This window comes from Nonomuraea sp. AD125B (assembly GCF_041402765.1).
Taxonomy (GTDB): domain Bacteria; phylum Actinomycetota; class Actinomycetes; order Streptosporangiales; family Streptosporangiaceae; genus Nonomuraea; species Nonomuraea bangladeshensis.
Genome location: NZ_JBGLOU010000033.1, coordinates 29,285 through 45,691, shown reverse-complemented (window position 1 = coordinate 45,691; position 16,407 = coordinate 29,285). Strand labels below are relative to the sequence as shown.

Sequence of the window (16,407 nt, the reverse complement as noted above, 5' to 3'; positions counted from 1 at the left end):
ACACCCGCAGCACCGTCACCGGCCCCCTCCCCCCACACCCCGCCCCCGACGTCACCGCCTCCCTACCCCCGGCCCCCGGCCCCATCGTCCCCCTGACCAGGAACGCGCCCCCCACCGACCCACCGGCCAAGGACGCGATCCCGGAGGCCACCCCCTCCCTCACCGGGGGTGGGCGCGTGGGGAGGCCGGAGGGCCCGGTGGGCGAGGCTCCCCCGGCCGGGCCGCCCGTCTTCAGTCCCGACGGCCGCCTGCTCGCCCTCCCCGGCGCCGGCGAGGTACGGGTCTGGAACGTCGCGGAGCGCCGCCTGTCCGGCTCCTACCCCCTCCGCGACCCCCAGCCCGGCCTCGCCTTCTCCGCCGACGGCCACTGCCTGCGCTACCTGAGCGGCACCGGCTCGGTGGTCTCGCTGGACGTCTCCGGCCTGCCGGTCCCGTCAGAGGCGCGCGAGGCGGCGGCGTTCTCCGGCAACGGCAAGGTGGCCGCCAAGGCGGTCGGCGACGCGATCGAGGTCACCGACACCGAGGACCGTACGAAAGTGGGCAGGATCGCGGCCGACGGCGACCTGGCGTTCGACGCGAGCGGCAGGCTGCTGGCCGTCGCCGGCGACCCGGTGACCGTCTGGCAGGTGCCGGGCGGCGAGCTGCTCAGCTCCGTCGACGCGGGCGGCGACGTCCTGGCCGTGGCCCTCTCCCCCAAGGGCGACCTGCTGGCCACGGCGCGCGGCCGCACCCTGGAGACGTGGGAGGTGCGGACGGGCCGCCGCGTCAGGGTTTACGAGGGCGCGGGCGACCTGGCGCTCGCGTTCAGCCCGGACGGCGCGACGCTGGCCGCCGGCTCCACGCTCCTCGACCTGCGCAGCGGCCGGGTCACCCTGCTGGACCTGCGGACCGGCGGGGCCACGTCGGACGCGCCGGTGCCGACGGCGCTCGCCTACTCCCCCGACGGCCGCACGCTGGCGTTCGGCCTGGACGGCGGCCGGGTGCTGCTCTGGGACACCCGCGAGCGCGAGCGCGTCGGCACGATCGACACCGGCACCTCGGCCGTCGGCGCGCTGCGCTTCTCCCCCAAGGGCGACCTGCTCGCCGTCGAGGCGGCCCGTACGACGCTCTGGGACGTCCGCACGCTGCGCGAGGTCGGGCAGGTCGCCTCGTGGACGTCCGGGCTCGCCTTCAGCCCCGACGGCAAGCGGCTGCGCGGCGTGGCGCTGGACGGCACCGTACGCGAGAGCCCCGTGGACCCGGCGCTGGCCGCGCGGGAGGTGTGCGACCGGGCGGGCGGGTCGCTGAGCCGGGCGGAGTGGTCGCGGCTCATCCCGGAGAGCGGCTACCGGGACGTGTGCTGACCCCGGTCCGGGGTCAGTCGTGCGGGTAGAGCCTCAGCACCTTGCCCTTGACGTCGGCGACCAGATAGCCGCCGCGTTGGTGGTCGTCGCTGACGTACACGCGCAGGATCGGGCGGGGGTTGGCGGAGAAGGTGTCGGGGCCCACGATCACGTAGCGGGACGTGATCTTCTTGACGCCGAGGTCCTTCTCGGCCTTCCTCAGCAGGGCCGGCAGGGCGTTCCAGCCGTATTTGTCCAGGTCGACGATGGGGTCGTTGATCTCCCTGCCGAAGCCGGGTGACAGAGTGACCTTGCCGCCGCGGTAGTCGTAGGAGTCGGAGACCTCCGGGTCGTCCTTGTTCGGGGCCTGGATGACGGCGTAGGTCGGGTAGACCACCATCTCGGCGACCTTGCCGCCGCCGATCGCCGGCTTCAGCTTGGCGATCATGGCCCGCATGCCGTCGGGGGTGAGCAGGTTCTCCTGCGCGGGCTCGGCCTCGCCGGTCGAGGTCTGCTCGGGGGTGGTCTGCTCGGCGTCCTCGCTCGCCTGCGGGGAAAAGGCCTGTGTGGTGGGCCCGGTGTTGCCGACGGCGTCGTCGAGCGGGAGGAACCGCCAGGCCAGGACGCCCGTCACCACCACGGCCGCCATCGTGGCCGCGCCGATCGCGTTGCGGACGCCGCGGCCGGAACGCCGGGAGCGCACGGTGTCCTTCTCCGACACGGGCCTCGCGCCGTACGGCGGCGGCGTGGCGGCGTAGCCGTACGGTAAGCCGCCCTGCCCGGGACCGGTGGCGACCTGGGGCGGCCCCACCGGCCCCGGCTGGGGAGGAACGGCAGGACCGGGCGCACCGGCGGCCGTGGCCAGCATGCGGTCCAGCACGTCCGGGTGCGGGCGGGCGCGCGGGTCGCTCTGGAGCAGGGCCTGGAGCACCGGGGTCAGCGCCCCGGCCCGCTCCGCCGGCGGCACCGGCTGGTTGAGCACGGCGGCCAGCGTCGCCAGCGGCGTGGCCCGGCGCATCGGGTGCCGCCCCTCGACGGCGACGTACAGGAGCATGCCGAGCGACCACAGGTCGGAGGCCGGATCCCCTTCGTGGCCGTTGATGCGCTCGGGCGCCATGTACTCGGGCGAGCCGATGAACGACCCGGTCGCCGTCAGGCTCGTCGACTCGCGGACGGCCGCGATGCCGAAGTCGGTGAGCACCGACCCGCCGTCCTCGCGCAGCAGCACGTTGGCGGGCTTGACGTCGCGGTGCTGGATGCCGACGGCGTGCGCGGCCCGCAGCGCGGACAGCACCTCCCGCCCGAGCCTCGCCGCCTCGGCGGGCGTCATGGGGCCGCGCTGGAGGCGGTCCTGCAGGGAGCCGCCGGTGACCAGCTCCATCACCAGCCACGGATAGGCGTGCTCGCCGGGATCGACGATGTGGTGGATGGTGACCACGTGCGGGTGGTTGAGCCGGGCCAGCGCACGGGCCTCGCGCAGGACGCGGGCGCGCAGCTCGGCCGCCGCCGCGGGGTCGCGCGCGTCGTCGTATGCGGGGTCGGGCGGGCGGACCTCCTTGAGCGCGACCTCCCGGTGCAGGGCCACGTCGCGGGCCCGCCACACCAGGCCCATGCCCCCGCCGCCGAGCCGCTCCAGCAGCTCGAAACGGCCGTCGATCACCCGATTCTGCATGAGGAGCAGCGTAGGGCCGCCACGCTCCTCCCGTCATCACGCCTCCGTCGTCCGGGCCCCGCGTCCGCATCGCCGGACGCGGGGAGAATTCACTTAGAGGAAAGGAGTCATTGCGGCCTGTGATCGACGCCGATTGCCCCTACCTTTGTGCTCATGGATCCCCTCATCAGCCGCCGGGCGCTCAACCGGGCCACGCTGGACCGCCAGCTCCTGCTGAGCCGCACCGACCGCGGCGTGGTCGACGTGGTCGAGCACCTCGCCGGGCTGCAGGCGCAGACCCCGCACACCTGGTACACCGGCCTGTGGAACAGGATCGCCGGCTTCGACCCGGTGGCGGCCGGGGACCTGCTGCTCAAGCGCGAGCTGGTCCGCATCGCGTTGCAACGGTCCACCATCCACCTGGTCAGCGCCCGCGACTGCCTGGCGATGCGGCCGCTGCTGCAGCCGGTCACGACGCGCATGACGCGCAGCGTGTTCGGCAAGCGACTGTCGGGGGTCGATCTGGACAAGCTGGCCGAGGCCGGGCGCGAGCTGCTCGCGTCGCGGCCGATGACCTTCGCCGAGCTGGGACGCGAACTCGCCGCGCGCTGGCCGGAGGCCGATCCGCACGCGCTCGGCCAGGGCGTGCGCTCGCTGGTGCCGCTGGTGCAGGTGCCGCCCCGCGGCGTGTGGGGCCGCAGCGGGCCGGTCGCCCACGCCGACGCCGAGTCGTGGCTCCGCTTCCGCACCACGCCGATGGCGGCGGGCGAGCTGGTCGAGCGCTACCTGGCGGCGTTCGGGCCGGCCTCGGTCATGGACATGCAGACCTGGTCGGGGCTGACCCGGCTGTCGGAGGTCGTGGAGACGCTCGACCTCAGGCGCTTCGGCGACGGGTCCGGCCGCGTCCTGTACGACCTGCCGGACGCCCCCCGCCCGCCGGAGGACGTCCCCGCGCCGGTGCGGCTGATGTACGACTTCGACAACCTGTTCCTGTCGTACGCCGACCGCTCGCGGGTCATCAGCGACCTCGGCGGGGCCGTGCTGACCCGCTTCTCGGGGACGAACGTCCAGCCCCGGATGATCCTGGTCGACGGCTTCACCGTCGGCGACTGGACATACCGCCGTGCCCAGGGCGTCGCGACGCTCAACGTGCACGCCTGGCAGCCGATCAAGGAGCGGGACGAGGTCGAGAAGGAGGCGCTGGCGCTGCTGGCCTTCCTCGCGCCCGGCGACGAGCACGAGGTGGCCTTCTTCAACGCCTCCTCCATGGGCTGATCAGGCGTCGGAGGCGGCCGAGAGCTCGGCCGTCCGCTCCACCTCGGCGATCTGCTCGTCGGTGACGACGAGGCTGCCGAACTGCTTGACCGCCTGGTAGTACGTCCAGGCGAGCCCGTCGCAGGTCGTCTTGGAGACCCCGGAATACCCGGCGCACACCTGCCGCAGGTCATAGTAGAAGGCGTCGTCGATCCGCGGCTTGTTCGCCGGGAACTGGCTCACCGACTTGTAGTTGCGATAGCCGAAGTCGTGCCGGCGGCAGGGCATGCGGAAGTCGAAGCCGAGCGGCTGGTCGGGGCTGCTCGAGCACAGGTCGGTGGACCAGTCGAAGGCGTAGTCGGCCCAGGCCGCCTGGTTCTCCCAGGCGGAGCGCCACGCGACGGCGCTCGGCGTCGTGGGCTGGCTGAACCCGGAGAGCGCGGCGAGCTTCTGCTCCAGCGTCACCGCGTGGGCGGGCAGCCCGTACACGGTGGTCAGGGAGATCGCGGCGAAAAAGAGCGTGGCGAGGCAACGTCGGACCATGGGAATCTGCTTCTCCTGCCGGGAAACGTGAGGACTCGATCAGATTCGCGTGACGTCCTTACGATGAAGGGGAAAACCGGGTAACGCAGAAGCAGAAAGTGCTCAATTTCCCCGCCGTGATTGACGGAACGTCGCCCTTTACAGAAACGCCGTTCCGTGGTCAGCCAGGTAGGTCAGATTTCGTGCAGGCGGCGGATCACGGCCTGTTTGGCGGAGGCGAATTCCTCGTCCGTCAGCACGCCCGCGCGGTGCAGCTCGCCGAGCTCGGCGAGGCGGCGCAGAACGGCGTCGTGCGCGTCACCGCCGGGCGGCGGGGCGGGCGGCAGCTCGGGCGGCTCCTTCGGCAGCTCGCGGGGCAGGCGGGCCAGCACCGCCGCGGCCACCAGGGCGGTCGCCCCGCCGAAGCGCTGGATGCCCCACGACACGCAGCGCAGGTCCTTCTGCGGCGGCTGCGCCGGGCCCTCGCCCTTGATGCGGAAGCGCAGCGTGCCGTAGCCCATGCCGGACTGCGGCTTCCACTCCACGCCCGTCACCGCCGACAGCGGGTATTCCTGCGGCCCCGCCTTCTCCTTCTCCGACGCGGCGAAGCCGGTCCACTCCAGCCGCACCCGCTCGCCGTCGAAGATCACCGTGCCGTCGCCCGCGGTGGCCGAGATGGGGACGTCGGGGCCGGGCAGCAGGTATTCCTCGCAGGGGCCGGCGGGCTGCTGGTAGATCTCCAGCGTGTCGCGCACCTCGTCGGCGAAGTATTCGGCCGCGCCGGCGCGGGCCTTCGGAACCGCGAGCCGGTAGGGGTCCGCGGGCGGCCCGAGCGTGCCCGCCACCGCGTCGGAGAGCGGATCGGCCCCCTTGCGCAGCCGCAGCCGCAGGTGACCGCCCTTACGGGCGGGCTCGAACGTCACCCCCGCGATCGCCTCGCGCGGCACGGTGACCGCGCCCAGCGTGCGACGGAGCTCGTGCACCTCCTTGCCGCTGCCGGGCACCACGCGCAGGAGGTCACCGTCGAACGTCCATGACCCGTCGGGGATCGCGATCTCGGCCATGTCCACAGCCTAGGTCAACGCCCAAGGCGACGATCACGACAAAAGCGGCCACTCCAGGAGCGCCGACCACCCAGCCGCTCACGCCGCTACGCGCCCCCCAGCCGCCCACACCGGCACGGCGCCCCCCGGCCGCTCACACCGGCACGCGCCCCCCGGCCGCTCACGCCGGCACGCGCGTCTCCCTGGCGACCCTGGCCAGCCAGCCGGCGGCCTCGCCGGCGGGCAGGATCCGGCGCAGGCGCACGTCCGGCCGCATCAGCGGGTAGATCCGGCCGGCGCGCCACGACCGCTCGTACGCGGGCCGGTCCAGGACGAGCACCCGCACCCCGGCCACGCGGGGGATGTCGGCCGGGCGGCCCTCGTCCCAGATCCGCCCGCCACGGCCGTCCAGCAGCGCGAACGAGCTCCGCACCGTGGGCGCGGCCGGGTCCGCCGGCCCGTCGGTCGCGGCCCGCACCCACGCCGGGTCCGGCCGCACCCCCTCCAGCAGGCCCTCGGCCTCCGGCCCGCTCAGCACGTCGGCGAGCAGCGTGTGGAGCTGGGCGTTGTCGCCGATCCCGCCGATCACGACCTCGTAGCCGCGCCCGGTGGGCCGGTGCAGCACGATCAGCCGCTCGTCGTCGAGCACGCGTAGCAGCCCGGCCAGGAACTCCAGGTCGGGGCGCTCGTCCAGCACCGTCCCGAGGGCGGCGATCAGCCTCTCGCGGCCCGGCAGCGCGTGCCGCAGCCGGGGCGAGAGCTGCAGGATCGACAGCACGGGCAGGCTCCGCAGGTGCGCCATCGACCAGGCGTCGGCCAGCTCCACCGCGGCCTCGCGGGTGAGCGGCGCGGCGGCCAGCCGGTCGGCGGCGGCCTCGGTCCAGTCGTGGTCGTCGGCCACCGGCTCGGGCGGCGCCTCGCCGGTCGCCGTACGCCAGTGGGCCGCGAACGTGCCGGCCAGCTCCAGGCAGTCGGCCAGCTCGGCGACCAGCGGCGCGGCCACCGGCTCGGGATCGCCGCCCAGCTCGACCAGCGCGCCGCAGAGCACGCCCAGGCGGGCGCCGATGCGTACGGGGACCCGCTCGAAGAGGTCCCCGAGCCGCGCGAGGACGGCCGACAACGCCGGCTCGTCGGCGGATCGGGCGGCGGCGTACAGCCTGGGCAGGGTGTCGAGGAGACGAAGAGGGTTCCGGTCGGCCGCGGCGCGGTGAAGTTCGTCGGAGAGTTGATCGAGCATTGCGGAAGGCTATGACATCAAGGGTGACGTACGTCGCTCTTTCGGGGTTGAGCCGGTTACAAGCAGCGGACGATCCGGTTGCCGCCGAAACGACCCAATCCCGACTACGGAGACGTAGGCCAGAATTTAGGCGAGCTCAGCGCAGGATCGATCACCCGCAGCCGACTCGCCACCGTGGGATCGACGCCCCGTAAAGTGATCAGGCGTGGTCCGCCGGCTTCTTCCAGCACCGCCAGCGCGCTCGGCAATCCAGCGGCGACCGTCGCGATCGCGGCCCCCATCCCGACCAGACCAGGGTGCTTGTGCGGGTATTCGATCCGGTGAATGCCAGAGGCGGCGATGGCGGCCACTTCCCGCGGTCGCTGCATCTGGCGGCCGTCGTTGGTGAGGACGACATGGAACCCCTCGGCCGCGGCTCGCGGATACAGGGTCTCGTCGCGGGTGCCCGACCAGCCAGGAAGATCCAACAGGTGGACGATGTCGTGGTTCAGTACGAAGCTCGTCAGGACCTGGTGCAGCGGGCGGGGGACGTTCTCATCCAGCAGCAGCCGCACGCTGTTCCCTGGAGGGCTCGTAACTGTCGACGTAGTCGGCGAAGTCGGCGGCGTCCAACGCCGCGGTGGCCGACACGCTCGGGTAGTAGTCCGCGATCCGCTCGGCCGGAACGCCGTCCCGCAGCAGCGCCGCGATCTCGTCGTAGGGCACGCGGGTCCCTTCGATCACCGGCATCCCACCACGGACCGCCGGGTCGACCGTGACGTGTTCCCGGGGACGGAGCAGGTCCGGAATGTGCCGTCCGTCACGGTAGAACGGCCGAAGCACCTCGACCATGTCATGGATGACGACGTTGGCCCTGCGATGCACCAGATCGGTGGCCTGGCCCTGCTCGACCAAGTAGATCGTCGAACCGTCGGTCACCAACCGGTAGGCCGACAGATGCTCCCGCTCCTGCAGGTCGTCGCGGAGCGTGTCCAACGCCCGGCGGATCTTCTGCAGGGGCGCGTCGTTGCGCAGCTTCACACACGTACGCAACGCCACCAGATCACGGAACGAATACAGCACCGGACGCACCGGCGAGACCTCCGGCACCAGCACCGCGCCACGGCCGGAACCGGCCTTACGCCAGTGCGCGAGCTGACGAAGCGTGGCGCCCGACAACGCCGCCGCCAGTTTCGGACTGTAGGACACCCACGTCACCTCCCTTGCCTGACACGACCCCCCTCATCATGGCAAACATCCCCGAGGTTCACCGGCCATTACTCCGGCTCGGTCGGAAGGCGGCTCATAAAAAATCAGGCCCGGCTTCCACGTGGAAGCCGGGCCTGATCTGAGATGGTGCGCCGCCAGGGACTCGAACCCCGGACCCGCTGATTAAGAGTCAGCTGCTCTGACCAACTGAGCTAGCGGCGCAACACGAGTAACTGTATCAGCCGCCGAGCGGTGCCCGCACATCAACCGAGGCGGGCGGCCAGCCTCCCGTACGCGGCGATCATCAGGTCCCAGAAGCGCGGCACGTCCAGCGCGGTCGCCACCAGGGCGTTCGCCTGGCGGCCCGTCACGGCGAAGTCCGTCACGGTCATGCCGCGGGTGTGGATGCCGGCCGTCTCGACGTTCACGACGGCGGGGACGCAGGTGAACAGCGACGGGTCCAGCACGTACGCGACCGCGCACGCGTCGTGGATGGCCGGCCCGCCGTCGTCCGTGACCTCCTTGTACGACTGCGCCCCGGGCACCAGCAGCTCCGCCAGCCGCCCGAGCGGGCGCATCCGGTCGAGCACGGCGGTGTCGACCACGGCCGACAGGGTCACGTCGAGGCCCAGCATCGTGACGGTCCACCCGGCCTCGAACACGATCGCGGCCGCCTCGGGATCGGCGAGCATGTTGAACTCGGCGGCCGGGGTGTGGTTGCCGCGCGTGTAGGAGCCGCCCATGATGACGATGTCGCGGGCCCACTCGACGACGCGGGGCTCCTTGCGTACGGCGAGGGCGAGGTTCGTCAGCGGGCCCACGCCCACCAGCGTGATCTCGCCGGGGGCGGCGCGCAGCGCGTCCACGATGAAGTCGACCGCGTGACCGGGCGACGGGCCGCGCAGCGGTGCGGGCAGCACCACGGTCCCGAGCCCGCTGGTCCCGTGGACGGTGGCCCGTACGGTGTGCCGCAGCAGCGCGCCGGCGCTGCCCGGCGTCACCGGCACGTCCCCGAGGTCCAGGAACTCCCGCAGCGCCAGCGCGTTCGCCGTGGTCAGGGAGAGGTCCACGTTGCCGCCCACCGTCGTGACGCCCACCAGGTCGATGGCGTGGCGGGAGCCGGCGATGAGGGCGAGGGCGAGTGCGTCGTCGATGCCGGGGTCGCAGTCGATCAGAACTTTCTTCACGTAACGGGAGGATACGCACCCGGGCGCGCTCGGCGCCCGGGTGCGGGCATGGATCGGGCCGGGCAGTTCCCCCAAATCTGCCCGGCCCGATCGGTGGCGGTCCAGGCCGGTGTCTTCCCCCAAAAACACCGGCGGTCCCGCACTTGCGGCTCGCGGTCCCCCTCCGCGTCCGCTTCGGTGAAGGTCGGTCGGCCAGAAACCCAGTGCTGTGCTCCTGACCTGCTATAACGCTACCGAGACGAATGCAACGGTCGCGTCATAACGGGGTCGAATATCTGTTTAATCCGACTCAGGAAGCTCCCGACTAGGGCAGCTCCAGCCGAACCTCCGTGCCGTCCTGGAGCGACGTGCTCACCGTGCAGTACTTCTCGTGCACCCGCCCGGCCACCGCGCGGAACACCTCGCCGGCCGCCTCCGACGGCAGCTCCACGTCGTAGGTCACCGTCACCGGGCCCAGCCTGTTGGACTCCACCTTCTGCGCCTCCACCGTCATCGCCAGCCGCACCAGCCGGTGCCCGCGCTGAGCGGTGAGCGGCTCGACGGTGACGATGTTGCAGCCGCCCACCGCCGCCAGCAGCAGCTCCACGGGCGTGAACGCCCCTTCGTCGTCGCCGCCGCCGATCCGCACCTCTGCCCCACGGGCGTTGGTGGCCCGGAATCCGCCGTCCTCGGTCCGTTCGACCCACACGTTAGCCATGTTTCAGACACTACTCAGAAAGCTTTCATGTTCGTTCAGCACCGTGGAGACATGGCAAGCCAGGCGCACGCTCATCATCACGGTCCCGTCCTGTTCTGGTGCGGTGTCGCGGTCGCCGAGCTCGGCGCGATCCAGCCGGGCCCCGGTCTCCTCTGGAGGCCCACGGCGTACGTGGCCGCCGCGCTGCTCGTCGCGATCGGCTTCCTCACCGCCGAGGCCGCGGAACGGCTCAGCAGCCCGCGGGCCAGGCAGCGGCTGCTGCTCGCCAGCTATCTCTCCGGCGCGCTGCTGGTCGCCCAGCAGGCCGGCGCGTTCACCGGGACGGCCGGCCCCGTCCAGGCCGGCTCGCTCCTGCTGTACGTCGTGGCCGCGGTGGCGGCGCTCCACGGCCACGACCCCTCCCGCGTCACCGCCAAGGGCACCCTGCTGATCGCCACCGGCCTCGACGCCGGCGCGCTGCTGGCCCGGCTCGACGGCGGCACAGGCGGCGACGGCGCCGGTGACGCCGACACGATCGCGATCTACCGTACCGACCGGGTCACCGACGAACTGCGCGACCTCGCGGCCCGGCACCGGCTCGTGCTCGTCGAGGGCGCCGAGCACGACCCGCGCGCCAAGGAGCGGATCAGCGCCTCGGGGCTGGCCCGCGAGATCCCCGACCTCGCCGAGCGGGACGTCGTGGTGGCCGGTCCCCGGCCGTTCCAGCGCTATGTCGGGGGCGCGCTGTCCCGCCTGGCCGTGCCCCGGTCACAGATCCGGTTCACCTCGCGGCTGAAGGCGCGGCCCGCGCTCGGCGCCGAGCTGCCGCCGCTCCCGATGGACGAGGAGGCGAGGTGACCGTTCTCCCGTGAAGGACGCTAGGCGTCGGGGTGTTCGCGCAGATAGCTCAGGTACACCGGGCGCAGCGCCTCGCCCAGCTCGCCTTCCCCGGCCGCGATGGCGTCCGCCAGCAGCGCCGACACCTTGGTCAGATCGGCGTCCGTCTCGTGACCGGAGGCGGCCTCCGCCGCCGGGATGACCTTCAGCAGTTCCCACAGGAACCCCAGATCGCCATGACGCACGGCGTAGCGCACCGCGCGCTCGTGCAACTCGTGTGCCGGCAGAGATTCGAGCCCGTTCGCGTTCATCTCGCTCCTTCCCCCGCCCGCCCCTTCCCCTCGCGGGGGCGGCGATAACCGATCAGCGACCATCAAGCCGGGCACGTAGTCACCGGCAGCCCCTATCGCGGCGCCGAGCGCAAAGTGGGAGTATCAACCAGCGTGAAGTTCATCATCCGAACCCTCGCGGCGGCGGTGGCCCTCTGGGTGGCCGTCCAGTTCATCCCCGGCATCGACGTCAACACCCCCGCCAACTCGGCACAGTACTGGGGCGTCCTGCTGCTCGTGGCGCTGATCTTCGGCGTCGTCAACGCCATCGTCAAGCCGATCGTGAAGGCGCTCGGCTGCGCGATCATCGCCCTCACCCTCGGGCTGTTCCTGCTCGTGATCAACGCGGCCATGCTGCTGCTGACGAGCTGGATCTCCGGCCAGCTCGGCATCCCCTTCCATGTGGAGGACTTCTACCCGTCGGCGTTCTGGGGCGCGATCATCGTCAGCCTCGTGAGCTGGCTGCTCGGGCTGATCCTCCCCGACGGCGACTGACCCTCCGATGGCGACGGCGGTCCTGCTCGACGGCTCCGGGCTCACGTGCGCGCAGGTCCACGACGTCGCCCACGGCGGCGCCCGCGTCGAGCTCGGCTCCCTGGACCGGGCGCGGGCCGCATGGGTGACCGCCCAGGAGCTGACCGGCCCGGTGTACGGGCGCAGCACCGGGGCGGGCGCCAACAAGGACGTCCCGGTCCGGGAGCCCGGCCTCGGCCTGCTGCGCAGCCACGCCATCGGCGCCGGCCCCCCGATCGAGCCGGCCCGTGCGCGGGCGATGCTCACGGTCCGGCTCAACCAACTGCTCGCGGGCGGCTCGGGGCTCGACCCGGCCGTCCTTCCCGTGCTGGCGGCGGCGGTCAACGACGGCTTCGTCCCGCCGGTCAGCACGTACGGGGCCATCGGCACCGGCGACCTCACCGCCCTCGCCACGACGGCCCTGTGCCTGCTCGGCGAACTCCCCTGGCTCCACTCCCCGGCCACCTCCGCCCCCGCGCCTGCCGAGCCGCGGTTCGCGCTCGCCTCCGAGGACGCGCTCCCGTTCATCAGCTCGGGCGCCGCCACCCTGGCCGACGCCGCCCTCGCCTGCCACCGGCTCCGCGTCCTCCTCGACGGCGCCGTGGACGTGGCCGCCCTGTCCTACACCGCCATCGGGGCCTCGGCCGAGCCGCTGGCCGCCGTCGTACAGGAGGCCCGCCCGCATCCCGGGCAGGCCGCGGTCGCCGCCCGCCTGCGCGGCCTCCTCGCCCGCGAGCAGGCCGCCCGCATCCAGGACCCGTACGGCTTCCGCGCCTTCGCCCAGGTCCACGGCGCCGCGCTGGACGCGCTCGGCCGCGCCCGCGAGGCCGTCGAGACCGACCTGAACGCCGCCGCCGAGAACCCGCTCATCGCCGGCTCCCTCGCCTGGCACAACGGCAACTTCCACGCGGCCCCGATCGCCCTCGCCCTGGACGGCCTGCGCGCCGCGGTCGCCCAGACCGCGCAGCTCAGCACCGCCCGCCTGGCCACCCTCATGGACCCGGACTACACGGGCCGCCACCGCTTCCTCGCCGACCGGCCGGGCGCGTCCGGCGTCCTGATCCTGGAGTACGTCGCCCAGGACGCCCTCGCCGAGCTCCGCCACCTCGCCGCCCCGGTCACGACCGGCACCGCGGTCATCTCGCTCGGCGTCGAGGACCACGCCAGTTTCGCCACCCAGGCGGCCCGGCACGCGCTGCGCTGCCTCGAACCCCTGGAGATCGTCCTGGCCTGCGAACGCACGGCGGCCACCCGCGCCCTCCATCCACCGCCGCCCGACCGCACCCTGACCGCCGACCTCACCGCCTCCCGCCAGGCCCTCACCGCCTGGTGACCAGGCAGCTCAGGGGCGAGGGGCGGTGGAGGCGCGCGGGCGCAGGGTCGGGGCCTGGACGACGCGGCGGCGGCGGGTCGCCCCGTCGGCGGCGGCGGCCGTGAGGCGGACGGCGGCGCGGACGATCCCGTCGATGTCCCAGTCGACCGTCGTCAGCCCCGGCGTCAGCAGCCCCGACATCGGATGGTCGTCGTAGCCCATGACGGACACGTCGCCGGGGATCGACAGCCCGAGCTCCTGCGCCGCCGCGTAGACGCCGTAGGCGATCGAGTCGGCGAAGCAGAAGACGGCGCTCGGCTTGCGGTCGAGCAGGATGTCGCGGGCGGCCGCGGTGGCGGCGGTCATGCCGTGGGGCGCGGTGGTGACCGCGATGTCGAGCCCCAGGCGCTCGGCCTCGGCGGTGACGTGGACGTCGGCGGGCCGGTCGGGGGTGCTGGGCCGGGTGGGGGTGAGGACGGAGATGCGCCGGTGGCCGAGGTCGCGCAGGTGCTCAAGGGCGAGGGTGACGCCGCGCCGGTTGTCGAAGATGACCTCGCCGGCGGTGCCGGGCAGCGAGTCGCCGATCGCGATCACGGGCAGCGACTCGCACAGCTCGCTCCAGAACCCGGCCGACGGGTCGAGCGGCTGCACGATCAGGCCGTCGACGCGCTGGTCGCGGAGCTGCTGCGCGAGGACGCGCTCGCGGGCGGGGTCGCCGACGGCGTCGAGGATCAGGGCGTAGCGGTCCTTCTCCCGCAGCCCCCTGCTGATGCCGACCGCCAGCGACTGCTGCCAGAGGTCTTCGAGCGATCCGCAGAGCAGGCCGATCATCCCGCTGCGCCCGCTGGCCAGGGCCCTGGCGATGGGGTCGGCCTCGTAGCCCAGCTCGGCCGCCGCGGCGCGCACGCGCTCCATGGTCTCCTCCGAGACCTGAAGGCCGCGCAGCGCGTAGGAGACGGCCGCCGGCGACAGGCCGGTGGCCTGGGCCACCTCACGGATCGTCGCTCTCTTGCGAGGCATTGGACCAGCCTATGGCCTGCCACCGACAGAATCGGGTTTCCCCGGGAGTGAGCGCGACGGGCCGGCCGTTGACAGCGATTAGGTGAAGCGTTTCACTGAACCGTATCACTGAATCGCTTCACTCTCCCGGTGTCCCTGGACAACAGGTTTGTATGTAATATCAGTAGGAAATGAGGGGAGGGGTGATCGTGAGCGGTGGGATAGACGTCCATCAGCATCTGTGGACGGGTGCGTTCGTGGCGGCGTTGCGGGCGCGCACGGCCCCGCCCCGGCTCGACGGCTGGACGCTGATCCTCGACGGCGAGCCGCCTTACGAGGTGAACCCGGCCGACCACGAGCACCGCGACACCACCGGCCTGGACCTGGCGCTCGTGTCGCTGTCGAGCCCGCTCGGCATCGAGTTCCTGCCGCCGGAGGAGAGCTGGCCGCTGCTCGACGCCCACCACGAGGGGGCGCTCGCGCTCGGGGCGCCGTTCGGGGTCTGGGCGGCCACCTGCCACAGCGAGCCCGATCCCGACCGGCTGGCGGCCGACCTCGACCGCGGCTGCGCCGGACTGCAGATCCCGGCGACGGCCGTGCCCGACGACCGGCTGCTGGAGGTGCTGACCGACCGCGATCTGCCGCTGTTCGTGCATCCCGGCCCGGCGCGCGTCCCCGAGGGAGCGCCGCCGTGGTGGCCTGCGGTGGTGCCGTACGTGCAGCAGATGCACCAGGCGTGGCACCACTTCCAGGCCGTCGTCCGGCCCCGGCACCCGAGGCTGCGCGTGTGCTTCGCGCTGCTCGCCGGCCTCGCGCCGCTGCACTCGGAGCGGCTGCTGGCCAGGGGCGGGACCGGCCGGGGCCTGGTCGACCCCGGCTCCTTCGTCGAGACCTCCTCCTACGGCCCCCGCGCGATCGACGCGATCGTCAGGGAGCTCGGCGTCGACGTCGTCGTCAACGGCTCCGACGCCCCCTACGCCACCGCGCCCGACCCGGGCCTCGGCGCCGCCGCCGCCCACGCCATCCGCGTCACCAATCCCCGCCGCCTGCTGGGCATCCGTCCCGGGGCGACCGTTCCATCGTCCAGAGAGGAGACACGTACGTGAGCACCGACCAGATCCAGCAGGACGGGGGGACCTGCCACGCCCTCCCCGAGCGCACGCTCGACCGGCGCGAGCTGCGCGACCTGGTGGACCGGCTGGCCGCCAGCCCGCAGGAGTGGGAGGAACTGGTGGACTTCCCCGAGGACGGCGGGCGGCACTACGCCTCGCTGCACCGCGACGCGTACGTGGACGTATGGGTCCTGTGCTGGCGTCCCGAGGACGACACGGGCTGGCACGACCACGACATCTCCTCGGGGGCGGTGCGCGTGGTGCAGGGGGCGCTGCGCGAGTGCAATCCGCGCATCGGCGGCGAGCACCTGGAGACGGTGGTCACGGAGGGGCAGTCGTTCTCGTTCGGGCCCGACCACATCCACCGGCTGACGGGGGCGGTGGAGCGCAGCGTCTCCATCCACGCCTACTCGCCGCCGCTCTGGCGGCTCGGGCAGTACTCGATCGACGGCACCGGGGTGATGCGGCGCGTGTCCGTGAGCTACGCCGACGAGCTGCGGCCGCTCGACGACGCCGGGGTGCCTGCCGAGGTGGCCGTCGGGGTGGCCTGACGTCAGCGCGGGCGCAGCACGCAGCAGCTCGCGCAGGGCTCCACGCCGGGGAGCGTGATCCACAGGCAGCAGGTCCTGCGGAAGTAGCCGTCGCCCGCCGGCTCGATCAGGCCGTCGACCGGCGGGCCGATCCGCCTGAGCAGCTCCATGTAGTCGCCGGGCACGACGGAGGTCAGCGGCTGCGCGAACGCCTCGGCCGTCGAGCCCCACAGCGTGCGCTCGCCCACCCTGGCCCGGCGGCTGATGGCGGTGACCAGCGGCTGCTGGGCCTCGGCCAGCGACTCGCCGATGGCGTCCGTGCCCTCGGTCCAGATGACGCGGGTGGCCGCGATCGTCACGCCGGCCTCGGAGACCTTGAACCAGGTCTCGGCCGGCCGCATGATCGGCACCCGTCCGTCGAGCGCCCAGCCGAGCGCCATCGGCAGCGTGTGCCAGTAGCCGTACGTCTTCCAGAACAGCGCCGCGCCGACGTGGTGCGGCGCGTTCCAGCGCCGGGCCGTCTCGTCGATCAGCTCGTCCAGCAGCGTGTGAGGCTCCCGCATCAGCTCCGTGACCGGTGTCCAGGTGTCGTCCGGCTCGATGACCAGGCCGGGCTCGACCCCGAGCACGCCGCCGCGGTCGTCGGCCATGCGCTGGAGCACGTCGGTCAGCACCCCGAAACCCCTTTCCGTACT

Annotated in this window: 18 protein-coding genes and 1 tRNA gene; 7 read left to right on the top strand and 12 right to left on the bottom strand. The window is 72.9% G+C overall.

Annotated features, from left to right (window positions below; translation table 11 throughout):
- On the top strand, window positions 1-1,343 hold a 1,343-nt coding region (locus ACBR40_RS46285), incomplete at its 5' end, for a WD40 repeat domain-containing protein (protein WP_371252872.1).
- A gap of 13 nt (window positions 1,344-1,356) precedes the next feature.
- Here the strand turns inward: ACBR40_RS46285 and ACBR40_RS46280 are convergent.
- Window positions 1,357-2,994, bottom strand: a complete 1,638-nt coding sequence (locus ACBR40_RS46280; RefSeq protein WP_371252871.1) for a serine/threonine-protein kinase — start codon at window positions 2,992-2,994, stop codon at window positions 1,357-1,359.
- Window positions 2,995-3,147: 153 nt separating this feature from the next.
- On the opposite strand from ACBR40_RS46280, the gene ACBR40_RS46275 reads away from it, so the two are divergent.
- The gene (locus ACBR40_RS46275) at window positions 3,148-4,248 is read left to right on the top strand and encodes a winged helix DNA-binding domain-containing protein (RefSeq protein ID WP_371252870.1); all 1,101 of its coding nucleotides are present in this window, start codon (window positions 3,148-3,150) and stop codon (window positions 4,246-4,248) included.
- Here the strand turns inward: ACBR40_RS46275 and ACBR40_RS46270 are convergent, their stop codons facing one another.
- From ACBR40_RS46270 to ACBR40_RS46235, 8 genes are all read right to left on the bottom strand, one after another.
- On the bottom strand, window positions 4,249-4,770 hold the full coding sequence (locus tag ACBR40_RS46270; RefSeq protein WP_364453848.1) for a phospholipase: 522 nt from the start codon (window positions 4,768-4,770) through the stop codon (window positions 4,249-4,251).
- Window positions 4,771-4,943: 173 nt separating this feature from the next.
- Window positions 4,944-5,813 (bottom strand): DUF4429 domain-containing protein, encoded by an 870-nt coding sequence (locus tag ACBR40_RS46265; RefSeq protein ID WP_364453851.1) that lies wholly within the window; start codon window positions 5,811-5,813, stop codon window positions 4,944-4,946.
- 160 nt (window positions 5,814-5,973) lie between these two features.
- Window positions 5,974-7,029, bottom strand: a complete 1,056-nt coding sequence (locus ACBR40_RS46260; protein ID WP_371252869.1) for a hypothetical protein — start codon at window positions 7,027-7,029, stop codon at window positions 5,974-5,976.
- A 104-nt stretch (window positions 7,030-7,133) separates the two neighbouring features.
- Window positions 7,134-7,583 carry a hypothetical protein gene (locus ACBR40_RS46255; RefSeq protein ID WP_371252868.1) on the bottom strand — a complete coding sequence of 150 codons (450 nt, stop codon included), beginning with the start codon at window positions 7,581-7,583 and terminating at the stop codon, window positions 7,134-7,136.
- Window positions 7,564-8,217, bottom strand: coding sequence for a DUF433 domain-containing protein (locus ACBR40_RS46250; protein ID WP_371252867.1), 654 nt, complete (start codon window positions 8,215-8,217; stop codon window positions 7,564-7,566). Before ACBR40_RS46250 ends, ACBR40_RS46255 begins: the two co-directional genes overlap by 20 nt.
- Before the next feature lie 145 nt (window positions 8,218-8,362).
- Window positions 8,363-8,439 (bottom strand) — tRNA-Lys (locus ACBR40_RS46245).
- 41 nt (window positions 8,440-8,480) lie between these two features.
- Entirely contained in the window at window positions 8,481-9,404 is a 924-nt protein-coding gene (locus tag ACBR40_RS46240) for a nucleoside hydrolase (protein WP_371252866.1), read from the bottom strand.
- Window positions 9,405-9,708: 304 nt separating this feature from the next.
- Entirely contained in the window at window positions 9,709-10,101 is a 393-nt protein-coding gene (locus ACBR40_RS46235; protein WP_344206547.1) for an OsmC family protein, read from the bottom strand.
- Between the two features lie 51 nt (window positions 10,102-10,152).
- Between ACBR40_RS46235 and ACBR40_RS46230 the strand changes: the two genes are divergently transcribed.
- Window positions 10,153-10,938 (top strand): hypothetical protein, encoded by a 786-nt coding sequence (locus tag ACBR40_RS46230; RefSeq protein WP_371252865.1) that lies wholly within the window; start codon window positions 10,153-10,155, stop codon window positions 10,936-10,938.
- Between the two features lie 20 nt (window positions 10,939-10,958).
- Here the strand turns inward: ACBR40_RS46230 and ACBR40_RS46225 are convergent, their stop codons facing one another.
- A complete protein-coding gene (locus tag ACBR40_RS46225; RefSeq protein WP_091078274.1) occupies window positions 10,959-11,228 on the bottom strand; it encodes a hypothetical protein in 270 nt (89 codons plus the stop codon).
- Window positions 11,229-11,360: 132 nt separating this feature from the next.
- Between ACBR40_RS46225 and ACBR40_RS46220 the strand changes: the two genes are divergently transcribed.
- A complete protein-coding gene (locus ACBR40_RS46220) occupies window positions 11,361-11,741 on the top strand; it encodes a phage holin family protein (protein ID WP_344206545.1) in 381 nt (126 codons plus the stop codon).
- A 7-nt stretch (window positions 11,742-11,748) separates the two neighbouring features.
- On the top strand, window positions 11,749-13,092 hold the full coding sequence (locus ACBR40_RS46215) for an aromatic amino acid lyase (protein WP_371252864.1): 1,344 nt from the start codon (window positions 11,749-11,751) through the stop codon (window positions 13,090-13,092).
- A gap of 9 nt (window positions 13,093-13,101) precedes the next feature.
- On the opposite strand, the gene ACBR40_RS46210 is transcribed toward ACBR40_RS46215, so the two are convergent.
- Window positions 13,102-14,091, bottom strand: a complete 990-nt coding sequence (locus ACBR40_RS46210; RefSeq protein WP_371252863.1) for a LacI family DNA-binding transcriptional regulator — start codon at window positions 14,089-14,091, stop codon at window positions 13,102-13,104.
- A 188-nt stretch (window positions 14,092-14,279) separates the two neighbouring features.
- On the opposite strand from ACBR40_RS46210, the gene ACBR40_RS46205 reads away from it, so the two are divergent.
- Both ACBR40_RS46205 and ACBR40_RS46200 read left to right on the top strand, forming a co-directional pair.
- The gene (locus tag ACBR40_RS46205; protein ID WP_371252862.1) at window positions 14,280-15,176 is read left to right on the top strand and encodes an amidohydrolase family protein; all 897 of its coding nucleotides are present in this window, start codon (window positions 14,280-14,282) and stop codon (window positions 15,174-15,176) included.
- Window positions 15,173-15,733: a cysteine dioxygenase family protein gene (locus tag ACBR40_RS46200; protein WP_371252861.1), complete on the top strand. Its 561-nt coding sequence runs from the start codon at window positions 15,173-15,175 to the stop codon at window positions 15,731-15,733. The genes ACBR40_RS46205 and ACBR40_RS46200 overlap by 4 nt, the downstream gene beginning before the upstream one ends.
- 2 nt (window positions 15,734-15,735) lie before the next feature.
- On the opposite strand, the gene ACBR40_RS46195 is transcribed toward ACBR40_RS46200, so the two are convergent.
- Complete coding sequence (locus ACBR40_RS46195) at window positions 15,736-16,386, bottom strand: hypothetical protein (protein ID WP_371252860.1); 651 nt, start codon at window positions 16,384-16,386, stop codon at window positions 15,736-15,738.
- Window positions 16,387-16,407: the final 21 nt, after the last annotated feature.